Source organism: Actinacidiphila paucisporea (assembly GCF_900142575.1).
In the GTDB taxonomy this organism is placed as follows: Bacteria; Actinomycetota; Actinomycetes; order Streptomycetales; family Streptomycetaceae; genus Actinacidiphila; species Actinacidiphila paucisporea.
This window is the reverse complement of sequence record NZ_FRBI01000006.1, coordinates 223,437-246,583: the sequence shown is the minus strand read 5'-3', so window position 1 is coordinate 246,583 and position 23,147 is coordinate 223,437. Positions and strand designations below refer to the sequence as shown.

19 protein-coding genes are annotated in these 23,147 nt (G+C 72.5%); 18 read left to right on the top strand and 1 reads right to left on the bottom strand.

What is annotated here, in order from left to right:
• Window positions 1-92: 92 nt before the first annotated feature.
• The 16 genes from rsmH (at window position 93) to BUE44_RS12460 (ending at window position 17,936) form a co-directional block, all read left to right on the top strand.
• Complete coding sequence (gene rsmH / locus BUE44_RS12535) at window positions 93-1,070, top strand: 16S rRNA (cytosine(1402)-N(4))-methyltransferase RsmH (protein WP_073497289.1); 978 nt, start codon at window positions 93-95, stop codon at window positions 1,068-1,070.
• Entirely contained in the window at window positions 1,067-1,483 is a 417-nt protein-coding gene (locus BUE44_RS12530; protein WP_079189681.1) for a hypothetical protein, read from the top strand. The genes rsmH and BUE44_RS12530 overlap by 4 nt, the downstream gene beginning before the upstream one ends.
• Window positions 1,484-1,770: 287 nt before the next feature.
• Entirely contained in the window at window positions 1,771-3,570 is a 1,800-nt protein-coding gene (locus BUE44_RS12525; protein ID WP_322939982.1) for a peptidoglycan D,D-transpeptidase FtsI family protein, read from the top strand.
• 2 nt (window positions 3,571-3,572) lie between these two features.
• Window positions 3,573-5,351, top strand: coding sequence for a UDP-N-acetylmuramoyl-L-alanyl-D-glutamate--2,6-diaminopimelate ligase (locus BUE44_RS12520; RefSeq protein WP_235002077.1), 1,779 nt, complete (start codon window positions 3,573-3,575; stop codon window positions 5,349-5,351).
• Window positions 5,348-6,790 (top strand): UDP-N-acetylmuramoyl-tripeptide--D-alanyl-D-alanine ligase, encoded by a 1,443-nt coding sequence (locus tag BUE44_RS12515; RefSeq protein WP_073497284.1) that lies wholly within the window; start codon window positions 5,348-5,350, stop codon window positions 6,788-6,790. Before BUE44_RS12520 ends, BUE44_RS12515 begins: the two co-directional genes overlap by 4 nt.
• Entirely contained in the window at window positions 6,787-7,851 is a 1,065-nt protein-coding gene (mraY, locus tag BUE44_RS12510; protein ID WP_073497282.1) for a phospho-N-acetylmuramoyl-pentapeptide-transferase, read from the top strand. The genes BUE44_RS12515 and mraY overlap by 4 nt, the downstream gene beginning before the upstream one ends.
• Window positions 7,848-9,293 (top strand): UDP-N-acetylmuramoyl-L-alanine--D-glutamate ligase, encoded by a 1,446-nt coding sequence (gene murD / locus BUE44_RS12505; protein WP_073497541.1) that lies wholly within the window; start codon window positions 7,848-7,850, stop codon window positions 9,291-9,293. Before mraY ends, murD begins: the two co-directional genes overlap by 4 nt.
• A gap of 54 nt (window positions 9,294-9,347) precedes the next feature.
• Window positions 9,348-10,661 (top strand): putative lipid II flippase FtsW, encoded by a 1,314-nt coding sequence (ftsW, locus tag BUE44_RS12500; RefSeq protein ID WP_073497280.1) that lies wholly within the window; start codon window positions 9,348-9,350, stop codon window positions 10,659-10,661.
• A gap of 6 nt (window positions 10,662-10,667) precedes the next feature.
• Window positions 10,668-11,762 carry an undecaprenyldiphospho-muramoylpentapeptide beta-N-acetylglucosaminyltransferase gene (gene murG, locus BUE44_RS12495; RefSeq protein WP_073497278.1) on the top strand — a complete coding sequence of 365 codons (1,095 nt, stop codon included), beginning with the start codon at window positions 10,668-10,670 and terminating at the stop codon, window positions 11,760-11,762.
• Between the two features lie 33 nt (window positions 11,763-11,795).
• Window positions 11,796-12,623: a cell division protein FtsQ/DivIB gene (locus tag BUE44_RS12490; protein ID WP_073497276.1), complete on the top strand. Its 828-nt coding sequence runs from the start codon at window positions 11,796-11,798 to the stop codon at window positions 12,621-12,623.
• 262 nt (window positions 12,624-12,885) lie between these two features.
• Window positions 12,886-14,118 (top strand): cell division protein FtsZ, encoded by a 1,233-nt coding sequence (gene ftsZ, locus BUE44_RS12485; RefSeq protein ID WP_073497274.1) that lies wholly within the window; start codon window positions 12,886-12,888, stop codon window positions 14,116-14,118.
• A gap of 10 nt (window positions 14,119-14,128) precedes the next feature.
• On the top strand, window positions 14,129-14,866 hold the full coding sequence (pgeF, locus tag BUE44_RS12480; protein ID WP_073497271.1) for a peptidoglycan editing factor PgeF: 738 nt from the start codon (window positions 14,129-14,131) through the stop codon (window positions 14,864-14,866).
• Window positions 14,863-15,597, top strand: a complete 735-nt coding sequence (locus tag BUE44_RS12475; protein ID WP_073497269.1) for a YggS family pyridoxal phosphate-dependent enzyme — start codon at window positions 14,863-14,865, stop codon at window positions 15,595-15,597. The genes pgeF and BUE44_RS12475 overlap by 4 nt, the downstream gene beginning before the upstream one ends.
• 95 nt (window positions 15,598-15,692) lie before the next feature.
• Window positions 15,693-16,310 carry a cell division protein SepF gene (locus BUE44_RS12470; RefSeq protein WP_073497267.1) on the top strand — a complete coding sequence of 206 codons (618 nt, stop codon included), beginning with the start codon at window positions 15,693-15,695 and terminating at the stop codon, window positions 16,308-16,310.
• Window positions 16,311-16,369: 59 nt separating this feature from the next.
• Window positions 16,370-16,657, top strand: a complete 288-nt coding sequence (locus tag BUE44_RS12465; protein WP_073497265.1) for a YggT family protein — start codon at window positions 16,370-16,372, stop codon at window positions 16,655-16,657.
• A gap of 46 nt (window positions 16,658-16,703) precedes the next feature.
• On the top strand, window positions 16,704-17,936 hold the full coding sequence (locus tag BUE44_RS12460) for a DivIVA domain-containing protein (protein ID WP_073497263.1): 1,233 nt from the start codon (window positions 16,704-16,706) through the stop codon (window positions 17,934-17,936).
• Window positions 17,937-18,012: 76 nt separating this feature from the next.
• On the opposite strand, the gene ileS is transcribed toward BUE44_RS12460, so the two are convergent.
• Window positions 18,013-21,183: an isoleucine--tRNA ligase gene (gene ileS, locus BUE44_RS12455; protein ID WP_073497261.1), complete on the bottom strand. Its 3,171-nt coding sequence runs from the start codon at window positions 21,181-21,183 to the stop codon at window positions 18,013-18,015.
• A gap of 775 nt (window positions 21,184-21,958) precedes the next feature.
• Between ileS and BUE44_RS12450 the strand changes: the two genes are divergently transcribed.
• Window positions 21,959-22,414 carry a TraR/DksA family transcriptional regulator gene (locus BUE44_RS12450; RefSeq protein WP_322939978.1) on the top strand — a complete coding sequence of 152 codons (456 nt, stop codon included), beginning with the start codon at window positions 21,959-21,961 and terminating at the stop codon, window positions 22,412-22,414.
• Window positions 22,415-22,491: 77 nt separating this feature from the next.
• Window positions 22,492-23,109 carry a signal peptidase II gene (gene lspA, locus BUE44_RS12445; RefSeq protein ID WP_073497257.1) on the top strand — a complete coding sequence of 206 codons (618 nt, stop codon included), beginning with the start codon at window positions 22,492-22,494 and terminating at the stop codon, window positions 23,107-23,109.
• Window positions 23,110-23,147 lie beyond the last annotated feature (38 nt).

The window sequence follows — 23,147 nt, the reverse complement described above, 5'->3', positions numbered from 1 at the left end:
GCCGAGCGGGCGGGGACCAGGTCCTACGTCCATCCGCCGGCCGCCACCCAGGGCCGGCCGCGCGCCAGCACCGTCCGAGAAGGGCCGGCCCCATGAGCGACACCTCCCCGCAGCCACCGGAGCCGCGGCACGTCCCGGTGATGCTGCGGCGCTGCCTCGACCTGCTGGGGCCCGCCCTGGCCGAGCCGGGCGCCGTGGTCGTGGACGCCACGCTGGGCCTCGGCGGGCACAGCGAGGCGCTGCTGAGCACCTTCCCCGCCGCCCGGCTGATCGCCCTGGACCGCGACCCGGAGGCGCTGAAGCTCTCCGGCCGCCGGCTCGCCCGCTTCGGCGACCGCGCCACCCTGGTCCACGCGGTCTACGACGAGTTGCCCGACGTCCTGGCCGGCCTGTCCGTGCCGCGCGTGCAGGGCGTGCTGTTCGACCTCGGCGTGTCCTCCATGCAGCTGGACGAGGCCGACCGCGGCTTCGCCTACGCCCAGGACGCCCCGCTGGACATGCGGATGGACCAGACCACCGGGATCAGCGCGGCCGAGGTGCTGAACACCTACCCGCCCGGCGAGCTGGTCCGCATCCTGCGCACCTACGGCGAGGAGAAGTTCGCCCGCAAGATCGTGGACGCCGTCGTGCGGGAGCGGGACGCGGAGCCTTTCCGCAACAGCGCCAGGCTGGTCGAGCTGATCAGGAACGCGCTGCCGCAGGCCGCCAAGCGCACCGGCGGCAACCCGGCCAAGCGCACCTTCCAGGCGCTGCGGATCGAGGTCAACGGCGAGCTCTCCGTGCTGGAGCGGGCCATTCCCGCGGCGGTCTCGGCGCTCGCCGTCGGCGGCAGGATCGCCGTGCTCGCCTACCACTCCCTGGAGGACCGGCTGGTCAAGCAGGTCTTCGCGGCCGGCGCGGCGAACACGGCCCCGCCGGGGCTGCCGGTGGTGCCCGAGCAGTACCAGCCGCGGCTGCGGCTGCTCACCCGCGGCGCCGAGCTGCCGAGCGAGGACGAGGTCGCCGAGAACCGCAGGGCAGCGCCGGCCCGGCTGCGCGGCGCCGAGCGGATCCGCGAGGAGGCCAGGTGAGGCCGGGGCGCGGCCGGACCGCAACCGCGGCCCGTACGCCCTTCGTCGTCCTTGTCGTGACCCTTCTCGCCGGCGGCCTGATCTCCCTGCTGCTGCTCAATGCCGCGGTGAACCAGGACTCCTTCCAGCTGAACAAGTGGGAGAAGGAGACCACGGGTTACACGGACGAGCAGCAGCAGCTGCAACAGGAGGTCGATCAGTACGGGGCTCCGGGGACGCTGGAGCGCAAGGCCCGGGAGCTCGGGATGGTCCCGGGCGGGAACCCGGCCTTCCTGGACCCCGACGGTTCGGTCCGCGGCACCCCCGAGCGGGCCACGGCCCCGCCACCCTCGTCCCGGCCGGCGCCTCCGCCGACCTCGACCCCGAGCCCGACCCAGCCCCCGGCCACCCCGACGACTTCCCCCGGTAGGTGACCCGCGATGACCCGCACGGTCCTGTTGCGCCCGCCCGCCCCCGAGCGGGCCGCGGCTGAGCGCGCGGCCGCCCGCGCCGCCGGTGGCCGCTCCCGCGCCGGGACGCGGGCGTGAGCGCCCCCCGCCCGCCTGCGGGGCGGCCGCGGCCCGCGCAGGGGCGTGCGGGCGCGCCGCGCCCCGTGCGGCGGCCCGTGCCGCCGCCGCGGCGGCCGCGGCGCCCCCGCACGGTGCGGCTGGGCACACCGCGACCGAGGCTCCGCCTCGTCGCGCTGGCCCTGACGGTGGTCATGGGCGTGTTCGTCGTGCGCCTGCTCCAGGTGCAGGCGGTCGACGCGTCGGCGTACGCCTCGAAGGCGGCGGTGAACCGCTGGGTCACCCATGACGTCACCGCCGACCGCGGCACGATCACCGACCGCTCGGGCGTGGCCCTGGCCACCACCGTGGACGCGTACGACATCACCGCGGACCCGTATCTGTTCACCCCGGAGCAGGCCGAGGTGAAGGACGCGCCCGCGCAGGCGGCGGAGCTGCTGGCGCCGATCGTCGGCGGGGACGCGACGACCATCGCCCGGCAGCTGTCCACGCCGGGCTCCCGTTACCAGATCCTGGCCCGCCAGCAGACCCCGCAGGCCTGGAACCAGATCTCCGACCTGAAGAAGGCGCTCGCCGCCAAGGCGGTCAAGCAGCCGGGCGCGGACGTGCTGGCCGGGGTCTTCAGCGAGCCGCACACCAAGCGGGTCTACCCGGGCGGCGACCTGGCCGCGGGCGTGCTCGGCTTCGTCAACAGCAAGGGCACCGGCGGCGGCGGCCTGGAGTCGATGCTCGACAAGCAGCTCGCCGGCAAGAACGGCAAGATCCGCTACGCCCAGTCCAACGGCCGCCAGGTCCCCACCGCCGGCGTCCAGGAGCACCCCGCGGTGCCGGGCTCCGACGTGGAGCTGACCTTGGACAGGGACATCCAGTGGGCCGCGCAGAGCGCGATCAGCGCCCAGGTGAGCAAGTCCAGGGCCGACCGCGGCTACGTCACCGTGATGGACAACAGGACCGGCGAGGTGCTGGCGATGGCCGACGCCCCCGGTTTCGACCCGGCCGACCTCTCCCACGCCGACCCCGCGGCGCTCGGCAACGCAGCCGTGCAGGACGCGTACGAACCGGGCAGCGTCAGCAAGCTGATGTCGATGGCCGCGATCATCGACACCGGCACCGCGACGCCCACCACCCGGGTGACCGTGCCCGGCACGCTGCCGCGGGCCGACCGGGTCTTCCACGACGACGTCGACCACGGCACCTGGTACCTGACGCTGAACGGCGTGCTCGCCAAGTCCAGCAACATCGGCACCATCGAGGCGTCCGGGCTGCTCGGCAAGACCCAGCCGCAGGCCAACCGGGTGCTCTACTCGTACCTGAAGAAGTTCGGGATCGGCGAGCCCACCGGCGTCGGCTTCCCCGGCGAGACCCCCGGCATCCTGGCCCAGCCGCAGGACTGGAACGCCTCGCAGCAGTACACGATCCCGTTCGGCCAGGGCCTGTCGCTGAACGCGCTGCAGGCCACCTCGGTCTACGCGACGATCGCCAACGGCGGGGTCAGGGTCGAGCCCAGCCTGATCCGCGGCATCACCGGACCGGACGGCCGCTTCGTGCCCGCCGCGCCGCCGAAGAAGACCCGGGTGGTCAGCGCGCAGACCGCGAAGACCCTCTCCACCATGCTGGAGTCGGTGGTCGGCAACGAGCAGGGCACCGGCATCCACGCCCGGATCGACGGCTACCGGGTCGCGGGCAAGACCGGTACGGCCAACCGGGTTGACCCGAAAACGGGCACCTACAAGGGCTACACCGCGTCCTTCATGGGCTTCGCGCCGGCCGACAACCCGCGGGTCACCGTCTCGTGCGTCATCCAGAACCCCACCAGGGGCAGCTACTTCGGCGGCTCGATCTGCGGCCCGGTCTTCAAGCAGGTGATGGAATTCGCCCTCAAGACGCTCCAGGTGCCGCCGTCCGGCGTGCCCGCGCCGCAGCTGCCGATCACCTTCGACCCGGCCGAGCCCGCCGCCCCGGCGGCCCCCGCGGCCGGCACCAAGGCGCGGTGACCATGACAGGCACCGACCGTGACCGTCACGACACCGTCCCCGACCGTCACGACACCGTCCCCGACCGTCACGACACCGACCGCGACCGGCACGGCGCCGCCCCCGGCGGTACGGCCCGCGACCGGGGCCGGCCGCGCCCGGCGGGCACCGACCGCGACCCGCGGCAGCCGTACCCGGCCCGTTTTGGCCCGGAGCCCGGCCAGCCCGGTAACCTCACCGCCGTGCCCAACCCTGATCAAGCCACCACCCTCGCCCAGCCGGGCCTGCCGCGCCCGACCCGGGTCCGCCCCCAACCGCTGGCGGACCTCGCCCGGCGGCTCGGCCTGCCGGACCCCGGCGGTGACACCGCGGTCACCGGCATCACCCACGACTCGCGCGCGGTCCGCCCCGGCGACCTCTACACCGCCCTGCCCGGCGCCCGCTTCCACGGCGCCGACTTCGCCGCCCAGGCGGCCGCCGCCGGAGCCGCGGCCGTGCTCACCGACCCGGCGGGCGAGCGGCGCGCCGCCGGGACCGGCCTGCCGGTGCTCACCGTCCCGGAGCCCAGGTCGGTGACGGGCGCGCTGGCCGCGGCCGTCTACGACGAGCCCGGCGAGGCGCTGCTGCAGATCGGCATCACCGGCACCTCGGGCAAGACCACCACCGCCTACCTGGTCGAGGGCGGCCTGCGGGCCGCCACCGGCGCCGCCACGGGTCTCGTCGGCACCGTCGAGACCCGCATCGGCGAGGAGCGCGTCAAGAGCGAGCGCACCACCCCGGAGGCCACCGACCTGCAGGCGCTCTTCGCGGTGATGCGCGAACGCGGGGTCGGCTCGGTCGTCATGGAGGTCTCCAGCCACGCGCTGGTGCTCGGCCGGGTCGACGGCGCCGTCTTCGACGTGGCCGTCTTCACCAACCTCAGCCCCGAGCACATGGAATTCCACACCGGCATGGAGGACTACTTCCAGGCCAAGGCGCAGCTGTTCACCCCGCGCCGCAGCCGGCTCGGCGTGGTCAACCTGGACGACGAGTACGGCCGCCGGCTGGTCGCCGAGGCCACCGTGCCGCTGGTGACCTTCTCGGCGCAGGGCCGGCTCGACGCCGACTGGCGGGCCGAGGACGTCGAGGCGGACCTGATGGGCAGCACCTTCACGGTGCTCGGCCCCAAGGGCGAGCGGCTGCGGGCCACCGCGCCGCTGCCGGGGCCCTTCAACGTCGCCAACACCCTCGCCGCGATCACCGCGCTGGCCGCCGCCGGCCTGGACCCGCGCAGCGCCGCCGACGGCGTCGCGGCCGTCCCCGGGGTGCCGGGCAGGCTGGAGCGGGTCGACGCCGGGCAGCCGTATCTCGCGGTGGTCGACTACGCGCACAAGACCGACGCCGTGGAGTCGGTGCTGCGGGCGCTGCGCACCACCACCCGCGGCCGTATCCACGCCGTGCTGGGCTGCGGCGGCGACCGCGACACCACCAAGCGCGGCCCGATGGGCGCCGCGCTGGCCCGGCTCGCCGACACCGCCGTGCTGACCTCGGACAACCCGCGCTCCGAGGACCCGCTGGCGATCCTCAGCGCGATGCTGGCCGGGGCCGCGCAGGTGCCGGCCGAGCAGCGCGCCCATGTCGTCGTCGAGCCCGACAGGGCCGCCGCGGTGGCCGCCGCCGTCGCCGCGGCCGAGCCGGGCGACATCGTGCTGGTGGCGGGCAAGGGCCACGAGCAGGGCCAGGACATCGCCGGAGAGGTGCGCCCCTTCGACGACCGAGAGGTGCTGCGCGCCGCGATCGAGAAGGACCGGAAAGCAAAGTGATCCCCCTTTCCCTCGCCGAGGTCGCACGCGCGGTCGGCGGGAGCACGTACGACATACCGGACGACACGCTGCTGGTCACCGGGCCGGTGGTCAGGGACTCCCGCGAGGTGGTGCCGGGCTCGCTGTTCGTGGCCTTCGTCGGCGAGCGGGTCGACGGCCACGACTTCGCCGGTGGGGCGGTGCGGGACGGCGCGGTCGCGGTGCTGGCGTCCCGCCCCCTCGGCGTGCCCGCGATCGTGGTGGACGACGTGCAGGCCGCGCTCGGCGCGCTGGCCCGGCACGTCATCGAGTCGCTCGGCGCGACCGTGGTGGCGCTCACCGGCTCGGCGGGCAAGACCAGCACCAAGGACCTGCTGGCGCAGCTCCTGGAACGCCTCGCACCGACCGTCTACACCCCCGGGTCGCTCAACAACGAGATCGGCCTGCCGCTGACCGCGCTGCAGGCCGACGAGGGCACCCGGCACCTGGTGCTGGAGATGGGCGCCCGCGGCATCGGCCACATCGCGTACCTGACCGGTCTGACGCCGCCGCGCATCGGCGTGGTGCTGAACGTCGGCAGCGCCCACATCGGCGAGTTCGGCGGCCGCGAGCAGATCGCCCAGGCCAAGGGCGAACTGGTCGAGTCGCTGCCGGGTCAGGACGAGGGCGGCATCGCCGTACTGAACGCCGACGATCCGCTGGTGCTGGCCATGGCGGAGCGCACCAAGGCCCGGGTGGTGCTCTTCGGGGAGAGCGAGCAGGCCTCCGTGCGGGCCACCGGCGTCCGGCTCAACGACCGAGGTCAGGCGGTGTTCTCCCTGCGAACACCCACCGGGTGCGCCGACGTGACCTTGCGCCTGTACGGTGAGCACCACGTGTCGAACGCGCTCGCCGCAGCCGCCGTCGCCAGTGAACTCGGCATGCCCGCCGGGGAGATCGCCACCGCGCTCTGCGCGGCAGGACCGCTCTCGCACTGGCGGATGGAGGTCACCGAGCGCCCCGACGGCGTGACGGTCGTCAACGACGCCTACAACGCGAACCCCGAATCCATGAGGGCAGCCCTGCGCACACTCGCCGCGATGGGCCGGTCCGCACAGGCCGCGGGGGGACGGACGTGGGCGGTGCTGGGAAAGATGGCCGAACTGGGCGGGGAAGCACTAGCCGAGCACGACGCGGTGGGGCGGCTGGTCGTCCGGCTCAACGTCAGCAAGCTCGTTGCGGTCGGCGGTACGGAAGCCGCGTGGCTGCAAATGGGCGCCTATAACGAGGGTTCGTGGGGTGAGGAGTCGGTGCACGTGTCCGACGCGGAGGCGGCGATCGACCTGTTGCGCGCAGAGGTGCGCCCGGGTGACGTCGTGCTGGTGAAGGCATCACGGTCGGTCGGCCTGGAGGCCGTCGCCCTGGCGCTGACCGAAGGCGATCCCGGCGGTACGGCGGCCCGTGAGGGTGCCGCGCGATGAAGCAGATCCTGGTCTCCGGGGTGATCGCGCTGTTCCTGTCGCTGATCGGCACCCCCCTGCTGATCCGCCTGCTGGCCCGCAAGGGATACGGGCAGATGATCCGGGACGACGGCCCGCAGACCCACCACAGCAAGCGCGGCACGCCCACCATGGGCGGTATCGCCTTCATCCTGGCCACGCTGGTCGCGTACGCCTCGACGAAGCTCATCACCGGCGACAAGCCGAGCATGTCCGGCGTGCTGGTGCTCTTCCTGACCGCCGGCATGGGGCTGGTCGGCTTCCTCGACGACTACATCAAGCTCGTCAAGCAGCGCAGTCTTGGCCTTCGGGCCAAGGCCAAGATGGCCGGCCAGCTCATCGTCGGCGTCACCTTCGCCGTGCTCGCGCTGAACTTCTCCGACTCGCGCAACCAGACCCCGGCGTCCACGAAGCTGTCCTTCACCACGGACTTCGGCTGGTCGATCGGCCCGGTGATCTTCGTGATCTGGGCGCTGTTCATGATCCTGGCGATGTCCAACGGCGTGAACCTGACCGACGGCCTCGACGGCCTGGCCACCGGCGCCTCGGTGATGGTCTTCGCCGCCTACACCGTCATCGGCGTGTGGCAGTACGGCCAGTGGTGCGGCGCCCAGGTCAGCGCCAACGGCGCCTGCTACGAGGTCCGCGACCCGCTCGACCTCGCGGTGGTCTCCGCGGCCCTGATGGGCGCCTGCTTCGGCTTCCTGTGGTGGAACACCTCGCCGGCCAAGGTCTTCATGGGCGACACCGGTTCGCTCGCGCTGGGCGGCGCGCTCGCCGGCCTGGCGATCTGCTCGCGCACCGAGCTGCTGCTCGCCATCCTCGGCGGCCTGTTCGTCCTGATCACCATGTCGGTGATCATCCAGGTCGGCTCCTTCCGGCTGACCGGCAAGCGGGTCTTCCGGATGGCACCGCTGCAGCACCACTTCGAGCTGAAGGGCTGGAGCGAAGTGCTGGTCGTGGTCAGGTTCTGGATCATCCAGGGCATGTGCATGGCCGTCGGACTCGGTGTCTTCTACGCCGCGTGGGTGGCCGCGTCATGACGGCCGGCGGCGGGTCCGGGGACGGCGCCTTCAAGGACGTACGGGTCACCGTCGCCGGGCTCGGCGTGTCCGGAGTGCCCGCCGCCAAGGTGCTGCACGCGCTCGGCGCCCACGTCACCGTGGTCAACGGCGTCGCGGGGGAGCGGCAGCGGGCCGAGGCGGCGGAGCTGGAGGCGCTGGGCATCACGGTGCGCCTCGGCGACGGAGACAGCCTGCCCGAGGGCACCGAGCTGGTCGTCACCACGCCCGGCTGGAAGCCGTCGAGCCCGCTGTTCGCCGCCGCCGGGCAGGCGGGCGTCGAGATCATCGGCGACGTCGAACTGGCCTGGCGGCTGCGCGGCCCCGACGCGGCGCCCTGGCTCGCCGTCACCGGCACCAACGGCAAGACCACCACGACCCGGATGCTCGCCGCCATCCTCACCGCGGCGGGCCTGCGCACGGCCGCGGTCGGCAACATCGGCGTCTCGCTCCTCGACGTGGTCCTCGGCGAGCAGCAGTACGACGTCCTGGCCGTGGAGCTGTCCAGCTACCAGCTGCACTGGGCGCCGGGCATCCGCCCGCACTCCGCGGCGGTGCTCAACCTGGCGCCCGACCACCTGGACTGGCACGGCTCGATGGCCGCCTACGCCGCCGACAAGGGCCGTATCTACCACGGCAACAAGGTCGCCTGCGTCTACAACGCCGCCGACCCGCAGACCGAGCGCCTGGTCGAGGAGGCCGACGTCGAGGAGGGCTGCCGGGCGGTCGGCTTCACCCTGGACGCGCCGCGGATGTCCGAGCTTGGCGTGGTCGACGGGCTGCTGGTGGACCGGGCCTTCGTCCCCGACCGCCGCAACAGCGCCCAGGAGCTGGCCGAGACCGCCGACGTCCGGCCGCCGGCCCCGCACAACATCGCCAACGCGCTGGCGGCCGCCGCCCTGGCCCGTGCCTACGGGGTGCCGGCCGGCGCGGTCCGCGAGGGCCTGCGCGCCTTCCGCCCCGACGCGCACCGCATCGAGGAGGTCGCGGTGATCGACGGGGTGACCTACGTCGACGACTCCAAGGCCACCAACACCCATGCGGCGCAGGCGTCGCTGACGGCGTACGAGCACGTGGTGTGGATCGCCGGGGGACTGGCCAAGGGCGCCGAGTTCGACGAGCTGGTGGCCGCGGCCGCCGGGCGGCTGCGCGGGGCGGTGCTCTTCGGCGCCGACCGCGCGCTGATCCGCGAAGCCCTGGCGCGACACGCCCCCCAGGTGCCGGTGGTGGACCTGGAACGGACCGACACTGGGGCGATGTCCGCGGCGGTGGACGCGGCGCGGGAGTTGGCCGCGGCGGGCGACACGGTCCTGCTGGCACCCGCCTGCGCGTCGATGGACATGTTCAGCAACTACAACCAGCGCGGCGACCTGTTCGCGGACGCCGTGCGCGCCGCGCTGCCGGACTCCGCGGCGCGCTCCTAGCCGCCGCGGCCGCCTCCCGCGGGCCGCGGCGCACCGCACCGACGGAGGGGACGCATGACGGCACACGGCTCCACCCCGCGCGGCGCCGCACGCCCCGCCAGGGCGCCCAGCGCCCTGCGCGGGGCCGCCAGGCTGCCAGGACGGCTGCGGGAGGCCTGGGACCGGCCGCTGACCGCCTACTACGTGATCCTCGGCGGCGCCCTGCTGATCACCGTGCTCGGCCTGGTGATGGTCTACTCGGCGTCGATGATCCAGGCGCTGCGCTACGGGCTGCCGTCCACGTACTACTTCCGCAAGCAGCTGCTCGCGGTCGCGATCGGCTCGGTGCTGCTCTACGCCGCCGCCAGGCTGCCGGTCAGGGCGCACCGGGCGCTGGCCTACCCGCTGCTGCTCGGCTCGGTCTTCCTGATGTGCCTGGTGCAGGTGCCGGGGATAGGGCAGTCGGTCAACGGCAACACCAACTGGATCTCGGTGGGCGGCCCCTTCCAGCTGCAGCCCAGCGAGTTCGGCAAGCTCGCGCTGGTGCTGTGGGGCGCCGACCTGCTGGCCCGCAAGGGCGACAGGGGCCTGCTGGTGCAGTGGAAGCACCTGCTGGTGCCGCTGATCCCGGTGACCGTGCTGCTGCTCGGACTCATCATGCTCGGCGGCGACATGGGCACCACGATGATCCTCACCGCGATCCTCTTCGGCATGCTGTGGCTGGCCGGGGCGCCGACCCGGCTGTTCGCCGGGGTGCTCGGCGGCGCCACCGTCCTGGCCGGGCTCGCCGTCGTCACCAGCCCCAACCGGATGGACCGGCTGCACTGCATCGCCGCCTCCGACCCCGGCAACGGCTGCTGGCAGGCCGTGCACGGGATCTACGCCCTCGCCTCCGGCGGCTGGTTCGGATCCGGACTCGGGGCGAGCGTGGAGAAATGGGGCGAACTCCCCGAACCGCACACCGACTTCATCTTCGCCGTGACAGGGGAGGAACTGGGCCTTGCGGGGACACTGTCGGTACTCGCCCTCTTCGCGGCACTAGGCTACGCGGGTATCCGCGTGGCCGGTCGTACGGAGGACCCCTTCGTCAGGTTCGCAGCGGGTGGCGTGACCACCTGGATCACAGCTCAGGCCGTGATCAACATCGGTGCGGTGCTCGGCCTGCTGCCGATCGCCGGAGTCCCGCTCCCGCTGTTCTCCTACGGAGGTTCAGCCCTCCTGCCGACCATGTTCGCGGTCGGGCTGCTGATCTCCTTCGCCAAGAACGAGCCGGCGGCACGAGCCGCGCTGGCCGTGCGGGGGCGGCGGAGCGGGCGCAAGTCCCCGAGCCGGGCAATGACACGGACGATGCGACGGTACGTCACCCGACGGCCGTCCGGAGAGCGGTGAATTTCGGTGCATGTCGTACTCGCCGGCGGGGGGACCGCCGGCCACATCGAGCCTGCGCTCGCGCTCGCCGATGCCCTGCGCAGGCAGGACCCGACCGTGGGCATCACCGCCCTCGGCACCGAGAAGGGCCTGGAGACCAGGCTGGTGCCGGAACGCGGCTATGAACTGGCGCTCATCCCCGCCGTTCCGCTGCCGCGCAGGCCCACTCCCGAGCTGATCACCGTCCCCGGACGGCTGCGCGGCACCATCAAGGCGGCCGAGCAGATCCTGGAGCGCACCAAGGCGGACTGCGTCGTCGGCTTCGGCGGCTACGTCGCGCTGCCCGGCTACCTGGCCGCCAAGCGGCTCGGCGTGCCGATCGTGGTGCACGAGGCCAACGCCCGCCCGGGGCTCGCCAACAAGATCGGCTCGCGGTACGCCCACGCGGTCGCCGTCTCCACCCCGGACAGCAAGCTGCGCGACGCCCGCTACATCGGCATCCCGCTGCGCCGCTCCATCGCCACCCTGGACCGCGCCGCGGTCCGCCCCGAGGCCAGGCACGCCTTCGGCCTCGACCAGAACCTGCCCACCCTGCTGGTCTCCGGCGGCTCGCAGGGCGCCCGCAGGCTCAACGAGGTGATCGCCGCCGTCGCCCCCAGGCTGCAGCAGTCCGGGGTGCAGATCCTGCACGCGGTGGGCCCCAAGAACGAGCTGCCCAGGGCCGACAACATGCCCGGCATGCCGCCCTACCGCCCGGTGCCCTACGTCGACCGGATGGATCTCGCCTACGCCGCCGCCGACATGATGCTCTGCCGCGCCGGCGCCATGACGGTCGCGGAACTGTCCGCGGTCGGCCTGCCCGCCGCCTACGTGCCGCTGCCGATCGGCAACGGCGAGCAGCGGCTCAACGCGCAGCCGGTGGTCAAGGCCGGCGGCGGCCTGCTGGTGGACGACGCGGAGCTCACCCCGGAATGGGTGCTCGGCAATGTGCTCCCGGTGCTCACCGATCCGCACCGCCTGTACGACATGTCCCGCGCCGCCGCCGAGTTCGGCCGCCGCGACGCGGACGACCTGCTCGTCGGCATGGTGTACGAGGCGGTGGCCGCGCGCCGGGCACGATAGACACCGCCGGGCGTCAACACACGGGAGGCCGACGTGACAGGACCGGGAGCCGGTACCGGAGCCAGACCCGCGGAGCGCGGCGACCAGGACCGTCCGCGCGTACCGCGCGCGGCGGCCGGCCCGGGCGCCGCGGGTCCGCGGCGCCCGCGGCTGACCGCGCCCGACAGGCGTACGCTCCTGGTCGCGCTGGTCGTGCTCACCATGCTGATCGGCGGCGGCACCTGGGCGGTCTACGGCTCCTCGTGGCTGCGGGCGGACAAGGTCGCGGTCGGTGGCGCCCAGGTGCTGACCGAGCAGCAGATCCAGCGGGCCGCCGCAGTACCGCTCGGCGGCCCGCTGATGTCGGTGGACACCGGCGCGGTCAGGAAGCGGCTGCTCAAGGCGCTGCCCCGGCTGCGCGACGCGTCGGTGCACCGGTCGTGGCCGCACACCATCCGGGTCGAGGTGACCGAACGCACTCCGTCGGCGATCCTGAAAAGCGGCGCGAAGTTCATCGAAGTCGACAAGGAAGGCGTCAGGTTCGCCACCGTCGATCAGCGGCCGCGCGGAGTGCCGGTCGTGCAATTGACGCCGGATCAGACGGCGAGCTATCGGCATTTCGGAACAAAGAGACTTCTGCAGGCCGCGATTACCGTCGCCGGACGGCTGCCGGAATCGCTCACCGGCCGGGCGACCGCGATCCGGGTGCGTTCCTACGACGCGATCACCGTCGAACTCACCGGCGGCCGCGAGGTGATGTGGGGCAGCCAGGAGGACGGCGCCCGCAAGGCTGCGGTGCTCACCGCGCTGATGAAGGCCGAGCCGCACGCCACGCACTACGACGTCAGCGCCCCCACCGCACCTGCGGCTTCGGTAAGTTGATGTGTTCGGGACGTCCGCTTCGGTAGTATTCGACCCCCGGCTCACGGAGCGCCTGCGTGATCACATAGGGTCAAAAGAAAAACGGGAGGTTCGGCGTGTTCGTTGAACCATCACCGCTTGTCGACTTAGTGTCTCGTCCCAAAGGAACACATGGGACAGGCATACTGGTAACCCTAAACCTCAGGGTCAGGGTTCGGAACGGCCCCGGCGAGCGTACCGACCGTCCCACACGATTCGTAAATCGAGGCGAGAGGCCTTCGACGTGGCAGCACCGCAGAACTACCTCGCAGTCATCAAGGTCGTCGGCATCGGCGGCGGTGGCGTCAACGCCATCAACCGGATGATCGAGGTCGGTCTCAAGGGCGTCGAGTTCATCGCGATCAACACCGATGCGCAGGCCCTGCTGATGAGCGACGCCGACGTCAAGCTCGACGTCGGCCGCGAGCTGACCCGGGGCCTCGGCGCCGGTGCGAACCCCGACGTCGGCCGCAAGGCCGCCGAGGACCACCGCGAGGAGATCGAAGAGGTGCTCAAGGGCGCCGACATGGTCTTCGTCACCGCCGGTGAGGGCGGCGGCACCGGCACCGGTGGCGCCCCCGTGGTCGCCAACATCGCCCGCTCGCTGGGCGCCCTGACCATCGGGGTGGTCACCCGCCCCTTCACCTTCGAGGGCCGCCGCCGCGCCAACCAGGCCGAGGACGGCATCGCGGGGCTGCGCGAGAACGTCGACACCCTCATCGTGATCCCCAACGACCGGCTGCTGTCCATCTCCGACCGCCAGGTCAGCGTGCTCGACGCCTTCCGCTCCGCCGACCAGGTGCTGCTGTCCGGCGTGCAGGGCATCACCGACCTGATCACCACCCCGGGCCTGATCAACCTGGACTTCGCCGACGTGAAGTCCGTGATGTCGGAAGCCGGTTCCGCCCTCATGGGCATCGGCTCCGCCCGCGGTGACGACCGGGCCGTCGCCGCCGCCGAGATGGCGATCTCCTCGCCGCTGCTCGAAGCGTCCATCGACGGCGCCCGCGGGGTGCTGCTGTCCATCTCCGGCGGCTCCGACCTCGGCCTGTTCGAGATCAACGAGGCGGCCCAACTGGTCAGCGAGGCCGCCCACCCGGAGGCCAATATCATCTTCGGCGCGGTCATCGACGACGCGCTCGGCGACGAGGTCCGGGTCACCGTCATCGCGGCCGGCTTCGACGGCGGCCAGCCGCCCCCCAAGGGCAGCCGCGACAAGGCGCTCAACTCGCCCTACACGGGTCGCGACGACGCCCCGGCCGCGGGTGGCGCGAGGACCGGCGCCCCCGGCGACCTCCCGCGTCCCACGCCCTCCTTCGGGGGCCTGGGCAGCGTCCCGTCCGCCGCACCCGGCGAGCGGGACTCGGAACCGGTCGCCGAGGCCCCGGCCACCCCGGCCACCCCGGTCGTGCCGCCGGCCCGGCCGTACCAGGACAGCGCGGCGGAAGAGCTCGACGTCCCCGACTTCCTGAAGTGACCGCCAGGACGTGATAGGACACCGCACTTCAGCGAACGGCGCGCACTTCGCCTTCACCGACCGGTGGGGCGGGGTGAGCGCCGTTCCGTACGACAGCCTCAACCTCGGCGGGGCGGTGGGCGACGACCCGGACGCCGTCCGCGGCAACCGCGACCTGGCCGCCCGCGCGCTCGGCCGCGACCCCGGCCGGGCGGTGTGGATGGACCAGGTGCACGGCAGCGAGGTCGCCGTCGTGCGCGAACCGTGGGGCGCCGCCCCCGCACCGCGGGTCGACGCGCTGGTCACCGACCGCGCCGACCTCACCCTTGGCGTGCTCACCGCGGACTGCGTCCCGGTGCTGCTCGCCGATCCGGTCGCCGGGGTGGCCGCCGCCGCCCACGCCGGGCGGCCCGGCATGGTCGCCGGGATCGCCACCGCCACCATTGAGACGATGATCACACTCGGTGCGGACCCGGCCAGGACGACGGCCGTACTCGGCCCGTCGATCTGCGGCAAATGCTATGAAGTGCCCGCCGCGCTGCGGGACGAGGTCGCCGCGGTCGAAGCGGCGGCGTACGCCGAGACGAGTTGGGGCACTCCGGCGGTCGACGTGGCCGCCGGAGTGCGCGCCCAGCTGCTGCGCGCCGGGGTGCGCACGGTCGAGGGACCGGTGGCCTGCACCCTGGAGTCCGCCGACCACTTCTCCTACCGGCGCGACCGGCTCACCGGCCGGCTGGCCGGCTACGTGTGGCTGGACGGCACCGAGTGAGCGGCTCGCAGCAAACCGGCCGTGGCGAGCAGCTCGCGGCGAACCTCGCCCGGGTCGAGCAGCGCATCGCCGACGCCTGCCGGGCCGCGGGGCGGGACCGCGGGGAGGTGACCCTGATCGTGGTCACCAAGACCTACCCGGCAAGCGACGTAAGGCTGTTGGCCGGGCTCGGCGTGCGCGAGGTCGCCGAGAACCGCGACCAGGAGGCCGCCGCGAAGGCCGCCGAGTCGGCCGATCTGCCGCTCAGCTGGCACTTCGTGGGCCAGTTGCAGACCAACAAGGCCCGTTCCGTGGTCGGTTACGCTGATCATGTGCACTCCGTCGACCGGCTCCGGCTGGTCACCGCACTGTCCTCGGCGGCCACCGCCGTTCAGCGGCAGGTCGGTTGCCTCGTCCAGGTCGCCCTGGACGCGGAGGCGGGGGATCGCGGGGAGCGCGGCGGGGTGGCACCCGACGCGGTGCCCGCGCTGGCCGACGCTCTCGCGGCGGCTCCCGGGCTGCGGCTCGACGGGCTGATGACGGTGGCGCCGCTGGCCGGAGCATACGCGGGCCAACCCCGTGCCGCCTTCGACCGGTTGATGGAAATCTCATCCCGCCTGCGCGAGACTCATCCGGCTGCCACCATGGTCTCGGCGGGGATGAGCCAGGACCTCGATGACGCGGTGACGGCCGGAGCGACACATGTACGCGTCGGAACGGCGGTACTCGGAGTCCGTCCCGGGCTCCGGTAACGTCACCAAACAAGTCGGACCACAGCATAAATATGGTGTGGCGGTCGTCCCCGACGGCGGCCGAGGACCGCAACCCCGCTGAGAGGACGCAGAGCATGGCCGGCGCGATGCGCAAGATGGCGGTCTACCTCGGCCTCGTGGAGGACGACGGATACGACGGCCCGGGCTTCGACCCGGATGACGAGTTCGAGCCGGAGATGGCCGCGCCGCCCGCGCGCGCCGTCACCGAGCAGGAGCGCGCCCCCCGCCGCCCGCCCAGCCAGCACGTGCCACCGAGCCAGCACCAGCCGCAGCAGGTCGAGCCGCCGCGGCTCGTGCACGCCCCGGCACCCCGCGAACCGCGGATCGCCCCCGTGGCGTCCATCACACCCGAACGTCACAGCCTGGAGAAGAACGCAGCGGTGATCATGCCCAAGGTCGTGTCAGAGCGCGAGCCCTACCGGATCACGACACTTCACCCCCGGACCTACAACGAAGCCCGTACGATCGGGGAACACTTCCGCGAAGGCACCCCGGTGATCATGAACTTGACGGAGATGGACGACACGGATGCGAAGCGACTTGTCGACTTCGCCGCCGGTCTCGTCTTCGGCCTCCACGGGAGCATCGAGCGGGTGACGCAGAAGGTCTTTCTGCTCTCGCCTGCTAACGTCGATGTCACGGCGGAGGACAAGGCCCGGATCGCCGAGGGCGGGTTCTTCAACCAGAGCTGAGCGAAACGCAACCGTAGGGACCGGCCAACAGGCCGAGGAGCAGGGGAGAGGGAAGCGCGATGAGTGTCGCACTCCAGGTGCTGTACATCGCGTTGTACTGCTTCCTCTTCGTGCTGATCTTCCGATTGGTGATGGATTACGTCTTCCAGTTCGCCCGTTCGTGGCACCCTGGGAAGCCGATGGTGGTGGTTCTGGAGGGCACCTACACTGTCACCGATCCGCCACTCAAGCTTCTGCGGCGGTTCATCCCGCCGCTGCGCCTCGGGGGCGTGGCGCTCGACCTGTCCTTCTTCGTATTGATGATCATCGTTTACATCCTGATCTACGTTGTTGGGAGCTTCATGTGAACGGTGCCAGCTCCCGATATGTCGACGATCACGTTGAGGTGAAGAGATGCCGTTGACCCCCGAGGACGTTCGGAACAAGCAGTTCACGACCGTCCGCCTCCGAGAGGGCTATGACGAGGATGAGGTCGACGCCTTCCTCGACGAGGTGGAGTCGGAGCTGACCCGACTGCTCCGCGAGAACGAGGACCTGCGGGCCAAGCTGGCCGCAGCCACTCGTGCCGCCGCCCAGAACCAGCAGGGCATGCGCAAGCAGGAACCGCAGGACCGGCCGGTCCCCGCGGCCATATCGGGACCGCAGCCGGTGCAGCAGCAGATGCCGCAGCAGATGGGCCCGCCGCAGCAGCAGGGCGGCATGCCGCAGCTGCCGCCCGGCCCCAGCTCGCAGCAGCACGGCCCCGGTCCCGGCCAGCATCCGATGCAGCAGCAGGGTCCCGGCCCGATGGGGCAGCACCCGATGCAGCAGCAGGGTCCCGGCCCGATGGGCCAGCACCCGATGCAGCAGCAGGGTCCCGGCCCGATGGGCCAGCACCCGATGCAGCAGCAGGGGCACCCGATGCAGCAGCAGGGCCCCGGCGGCGACAGTGCCGCCCGCGTGCTCTCGCTCGCCCAGCAGACCGCCGACCAGGCCATCGCCGAGGCGCGGTCCGAGGCCAACAAGATCGTCGGTGAGGCCCGCAGCCGCGCCGAGGGTCTGGAGCGGGACGCCCGCGCCAAGGCCGACGCGCTGGAGCGGGACGCCCAGGAGAAGCACCGCGTGGCGATGGGCTCGCTGGAGTCCGCCCGCGCCACGCTGGAGCGCAAGGTCGAGGACCTGCGCGGCTTCGAGCGGGAGTACCGCACGCGGCTGAAGTCCTACCTGGAGTCCCAGCTGCGCCAGCTGGAGAACCAGGCGGACGACTCGCTCGCCCCGCCGCGCACCACCCCGCCGGCGCCGTCCCTGCCGTCCTCCTCCGGGATGGGCAGCTCCATGGGCAACGGGTCGATGGGCAACGGGTCCATGGGCAACGGGTCCATGGGTAACGGCTCGATGAGCAACGGCATGAGCGGTATGGCTCCCGCCGGCGCCGGGGCGATGGGGCACAACGCCTCCGCGCCCTCCTACGGCGGCGGCCAGGGCATGGGCGGCCACACCCCCGGCCCGACGTACGGCGGCCAGCAGCAGATGCAGCCCGCGATGACCCAGCCGATGGCTCCGGTCCGCCCGCAGGGCGGCCCCTCGCCGCTCCAGCAGGCTCCGACGCCGATGCGCGGCTTCCTCATCGACGAGGACGACAACTAGCCGCTGACGGCACGCTAGTAGGGCCGGGCCTCCCGGGGATTCCTTCCCCCGGCGAGGCCCGGCCCTTTTGGCTGCCCTAGGCCTTGCGCAGGTGGAAGGTCAGGGACAGGGCTTCGTCCGTGAAGGCGGGGCCGAAGTCCGCGGAGGGGGCGCCCTCGTCGAAGCCGACGGCCAGGACCTCCTCGGCGATGAGGGCCGCGTGGGTCCGCAGGGCCGTGGCGACCTCCGGGTCGTCCGCGGTGTGGCGGACCGCGATCCGGTCGGCCACATCCAAACCGCTGTTTTTGCGGGCCTCCTGGATCAGCCGGATCACGTCGCGGGCCAGGCCCGCGAGGCGCAGCTCCGGGGTGATCTCCAGGTCCAGGGCGACCGTGGCGCCCGAGTCGGAGGCCACCGACCAGCCCTCGCGGGGGGTCTCGGTGACGATGACCTCGTCCGGGGAGAGGGTGACGGTCTCACCGTCGACCACCACGGACGTGGCACCGCGCTCCCGCAGATCCGCCGAGAGCGCCGCCGCGTCGGCCGCGGCCACCGCGGCGGCCACCGCCTGGACGCCCTTGCCGAAACGCCGCCCCAGCACCCGGAAGTTGGCCTTCGCACTGGCGTCCACCAGGGAGCCGCCGACCTCGGAGAGCCCGGCGAGCGAGGAGACGTTCAGCTCCTCGGCGATCTGCCCGCGCAGCTCGGCCGACAGGTCCTCGAAGCCCGCGGCGGCGACCAGCGCCCGCGACAGCGGCTGCCTGGTCTTGACCCCGGACTCCGCGCGGGTCGCCCGGCCCAGCTCCACCAGCCGCCGCACCAGCAGCATCCGCGCCGACAACTCCGGGTCGATCAGGGACGCGTCGGCCTCCGGCCAGGTCGCCAGGTGCACCGAGTCAGGCGCCCCGGGCACCACCGGCACCACCAGGTCCTGCCACACGCGTTCGGTGATGAACGGCACCAGCGGCGCCATCAGCCGGGTCACCGTCTCGACCACGTCGTGCAGGGTGCGCAGCGCCGCCGCGTCGCCCTGCCAGAAGCGGCGTCGCGACCGGCGTACGTACCAGTTGGACAGGTCGTCCACGAAGGACGACAGCAGCTTGCCCGCCCGCTGGGTGTCGTACGACTCCAGCGACTCGGTGACGTCGCGCACCAGTACGTTCAGCTCGCCGACCAGCCAGCGGTCGGTCAGCGGCCGGTCCTCGACCGCCGGGTCGGCCGCGGAGGGCGCCCAGCCGGAGGTGCGGGCGTACAGCGCCTGGAAGGCCACCGTGTTCCAGTAGGTGAGCAGCGTCTTGCGCACCACCTCCTGGATCGTGCCGTGCCCGACCCTGCGGGCCGCCCACGGGGAGCCGCCGGCCGCCATGAACCAGCGCACCGCGTCGGCGCCGTGCTGGTCCATCAGCGGGATCGGGTCCAGGGTGTTGCCCAGGTGCTTGGACATCTTGCGGCCGTCCTCGGCCAGGATGTGGCCCAGGCACACCACGTTCTCGTACGCGGACCGGTCGAAGACCAGGGTGCCGACCGCCATCAGCGTGTAGAACCAGCCGCGGGTCTGGTCGATCGCCTCGGAGATGAACTGCGCCGGGTACGTGCGTTCGAAGACTTCCTTGTTGTGGTACGGGTAGCCCCACTGTGCGAACGGCATCGACCCCGAGTCGTACCAGGCGTCGATGACCTCGGGCACCCGGGTCGCGGTGCCGCCGCAGGTGGGGCAGGGGAAGGTCACCGCGTCGACGTACGGCCGGTGCGGGTCGAGGCCGGACTGGTCGGTGCCGGTCAGCTCGGTCAGCTGGGCCAGCGAGCCGACGCAGGTCAGGTGGTCCTCCTCGCAGCGCCAGATCGGCAGCGGGGTGCCCCAGTAGCGGCTGCGGGACAGCGCCCAGTCCACGTTGTTGTGCAGCCAGTCGCCGAAGCGGCCGTGCTTGACCGACTCCGGGTACCAGTTGGTCCGCTCGTTCTCCCGCAGCATCGCGTCCTTGACCGCGGTGGTCCTGATGTACCAGGACGGCTGGGCGTAGTAGAGCAGCGCGGTGTGGCAGCGCCAGCAGTGCGGGTAGCTGTGCTCGTACGGCACGTGCCGGAAGAGCCGGCCGCTCGCCTGCAGCTCGGCGACCAGCGCCTCGTCGGCCTTCTTGAAGAACACCCCGCCGACCAGCGGCACGTCGGGTTCGAAGGTGCCGTCCCTGCGCACCGGGTTGACCACCGGCAGGCCGTAGGCGCGGCACGCCTTGAGGTCGTCCTCGCCGAAGGCGGGGGACTGGTGCACCAGGCCGGTGCCGTCCTCGGTGGTGACGTAGTCGGCGTTCAGCACGAAGTGCGCGTCCGGGATGTCGACCAGGTCGAAGGGCCGGTCGTACGTCCAGCGCTCCATCTCGCGGCCGGTGAACGTCTCCCCGGTCGGCTCCCAGCCTCCACCCTGGCCCAGCGGCCCGTCGCCGCCGAGCGCCTTGCCGAGCAGCGGCTCCGCCACCACGAGCTGCTCGGTGCCGTCGGTGGCCACCACGTACGTGACGTCCGGGTGCGCGGCGACCGCGGTGTTGGACACCAGCGTCCAGGGGGTCGTCGTCCACACCAGCAGCGAGGCACGGCCGGCCAGCGGGCCGCTGGTCAGCGGGAAGCGGACGTAGACCGAGGGGTCGACGACCGTCTCGTAGCCCTGCGCCAGCTCGTGGTCGGACAGTCCCGTCTGGTCCTTCGGGCACCAGGGGGCGACCCGGTAGTCCTGGATGAGCAGGCCCTTGTCGAAGATCTGCTGGAGCGACCACCACACCGACTCGACGTATTCCGGGTCCATGGTGCGGTAGGCGTTGTCCAGGTCCACCCAGTAGCCCATCCGGGTGGTCAGCTCGGCGAAGGCGTCGGTGTGCCGGGTCACCGACTCGCGGCACTTGGCGTTGAATGCCGCGATGCCGTACTGCTCGATGTCCTGCTTGCCGGTGAAGCCCAGCTCCTTCTCCACGGCCAGCTCCACCGGCAGGCCGTGGCAGTCCCAGCCGGCCTTGCGGGTCACGTGGTGGCCCCGCATCGTCTTGAAGCGCGGGAAGACGTCCTTGAAGACCCGGGCCTCGATGTGGTGGGCGCCGGGCATGCCGTTCGCGGTGGGCGGGCCCTCGTAGAACACCCAGTCGGGCAGTCCTCGGGTCTGCTCGACCGAGCGGGCGAAGGTCTTGCGCTCGTCCCACAGCGCCAGCACCTCGTGTTCGAGGGCGGGCAGGTCGACCTGCGCGGGCACCTGGCGATACTGCGGCTGGCTGTTCGGGCTCATCGGGGACTTCCTCCGGCGGACACTGGGACAGACTCCGTCGAAGGGACGAGGGCGCGTATGCGCTCCCGCGGTACCACCCTTCTTGGCGGTGGAGGACTTCCCACCGCCCCCTCATTGGGGTCAGCGATGCCGGTTCTACTCGCCCTGCGGGCTTTCTTCCGGCGGCTCCGGGCTGATCTTCACCCCGCGCACACCCCCGGGCTTCCACCGTCCCCGGGTCGCTCATGGCTGCGTGCGGCGCTACTCGTCCCATCCACGCGGTTCGCTGCCGCCAGTGTACGGGGGCGCGGGGTGCGGCGTCGCCGCGATAAGCGCGGCCGCACCGGGTGGCCGGGCTGACCCGAATGGCCTGCTCCGCGCGCCGGGCAGGCGTCCGTCACGCATCGTTACGGAGGTACCGGAATACCTGGCGGCGAGCTGGGCACAACGGATGCAGACCTGTCCGCCTGCCCGCCGGGTCGGCCGGGTCCGCCAGGCAGTGCCCCGTCGCTGCAGGTCCGGGGCGGACCGCCGTCGCCGGCGCCATCCGCGCAAGGGATCCCAGACGTGAAGGGTCGCGCCCATGGTCGTGAAGAAGTCGGCCGCCGAGAAGGCGGTCCCGAAGAAGGCTGCGGGCAGGAAGGCAGCCGCCAGGAAGGCGGCGCCCGCGGGGAAGGCGGCCGCGAAGGCAGCCGCGGCCGGGAGCGCGGGCGGGCGGGCCGCGGGCGCCGCGGCGGCCGGTGGCGGGAAGAGCGTTGGCATGGATGGGTCCGAGACGGGAGCTGGCACTGTGGGTGTGGAGAAGACTGCGGCCGGTACGGCCGCGAGCGGCGTGCCCGCGGCGCGCGGGGCGGCCGCGGCCGGGGCGCTCGCCGTGCTGCCGGGGGAGGACCCCTGGACCGCGGACGAGGCCGAGGAGGCGAGATCCGAGCTGGTCTCCGAGGTGGAGCGGCTCAATGCCGAGATCGCGTCCTCGGAGGCGGCGGTCGCGGGCATGCTCCGCGACTCCGCCGACAGCGGCGGTGACGAGGTAGACACCGGCGCGAAGAACATCAGCCGGGAGTCCGAGTTGGCGCTCGCCGCGAACACCCGCGACATGCTCGTGCAGGCCGAGCACGCGCTCCAGCGGCTGGAGGAGGGCACCTACGGACTGTGCGAGGTGTGCGGCAACCCGATCGGCAAGGCCAGGATGCAGGCCTTCCCCCGGGCGACCCTGTGCCTGGACGACAAGCAGCGCCAGGAGCGCCGATGACCGGCTCGCGGGGTGTGCCGTACCCTCGTCTGCAGGCGAGCGTCGGAGCACACACGGGCTGAGGGCTGAGGGACCACGTGACGGAAGCGGAGCGCATCATCACCACGCCGGACGGCGAGACCACGGGCGGGGCCGCGCAGTCCGCGCCCGGCGACCCCGGGCCGTCCGCCACCGCTTCCGGCGCCGGCACCGCCGACCTCGCGGCCAAGCGCCGGCGCCGCGTCCTGGTGCTGACCGGCGTCGCGGCCTTCGCGTACCTTCTCGACCTGCTGTCGAAGATATGGGTGGTCACCAGCCTGGAGAACCACGCCCCGGTCAGCGTCTTCGGCCACTACCTGCGGCTGGACGCGATCAGGAACGCCGGGGCGGCCTTCGGCCTCGGCCAGGGCATGACCATCGTCTTCACGCTGATCGCGGCCGGCGTGATCGTGGTGATCGCCCGGCTGTCCCGGCGGCTCTACAGCGTGCCGTGGGCCATCGCGCTCGGCCTGCTGCTCGGCGGCGCCTTCGGCAACCTCACCGACCGGGTCTTCCGCGCCCCCGGCGGCTTCCAGGGCCGGGTGGTGGACTTCATCGCCCCGGCCCACTTCGCCGTCTTCAACCTCGCCGACTCCGCCATCACCTGCGGCGGCGTGCTGATCGTGCTGCTGTCCTTCCGCGGCATCGACCCGGACGGCACCCGCCACCGCGACTAGCACCTGTCCGGCGGGAGGCAGCCCCCTGGCGAGGGCAG

Bases quoted from the DNA above. Each gene is read 5' to 3' on its own strand.
- BUE44_RS12465 (WP_073497265.1), top strand. From the start codon at position 16,370: ATGAGTGTCGCACTCCAGGTGCTGTACATCGCGTTGTACTGCTTCCTC.
- rsmH (WP_073497289.1), top strand. From the start codon at position 93: ATGAGCGACACCTCCCCGCAGCCACCGGAGCCGCGGCACGTCCCGGTG.
- murD (WP_073497541.1), top strand. From the start codon at position 7,848: ATGACGGCCGGCGGCGGGTCCGGGGACGGCGCCTTCAAGGACGTACGG.
- BUE44_RS12520 (WP_235002077.1), top strand. From the start codon at position 3,573: ATGACAGGCACCGACCGTGACCGTCACGACACCGTCCCCGACCGTCAC.
- mraY (WP_073497282.1), top strand. From the start codon at position 6,787: ATGAAGCAGATCCTGGTCTCCGGGGTGATCGCGCTGTTCCTGTCGCTG.
- ftsW (WP_073497280.1), top strand. From the start codon at position 9,348: ATGACGGCACACGGCTCCACCCCGCGCGGCGCCGCACGCCCCGCCAGG.
- ileS (WP_073497261.1), bottom strand. From the start codon at position 21,183: ATGAGCCCGAACAGCCAGCCGCAGTATCGCCAGGTGCCCGCGCAGGTC.
- BUE44_RS12460 (WP_073497263.1), top strand. From the start codon at position 16,704: ATGCCGTTGACCCCCGAGGACGTTCGGAACAAGCAGTTCACGACCGTC.
- BUE44_RS12525 (WP_322939982.1), top strand. From the start codon at position 1,771: ATGGGCGTGTTCGTCGTGCGCCTGCTCCAGGTGCAGGCGGTCGACGCG.
- BUE44_RS12470 (WP_073497267.1), top strand. From the start codon at position 15,693: ATGGCCGGCGCGATGCGCAAGATGGCGGTCTACCTCGGCCTCGTGGAG.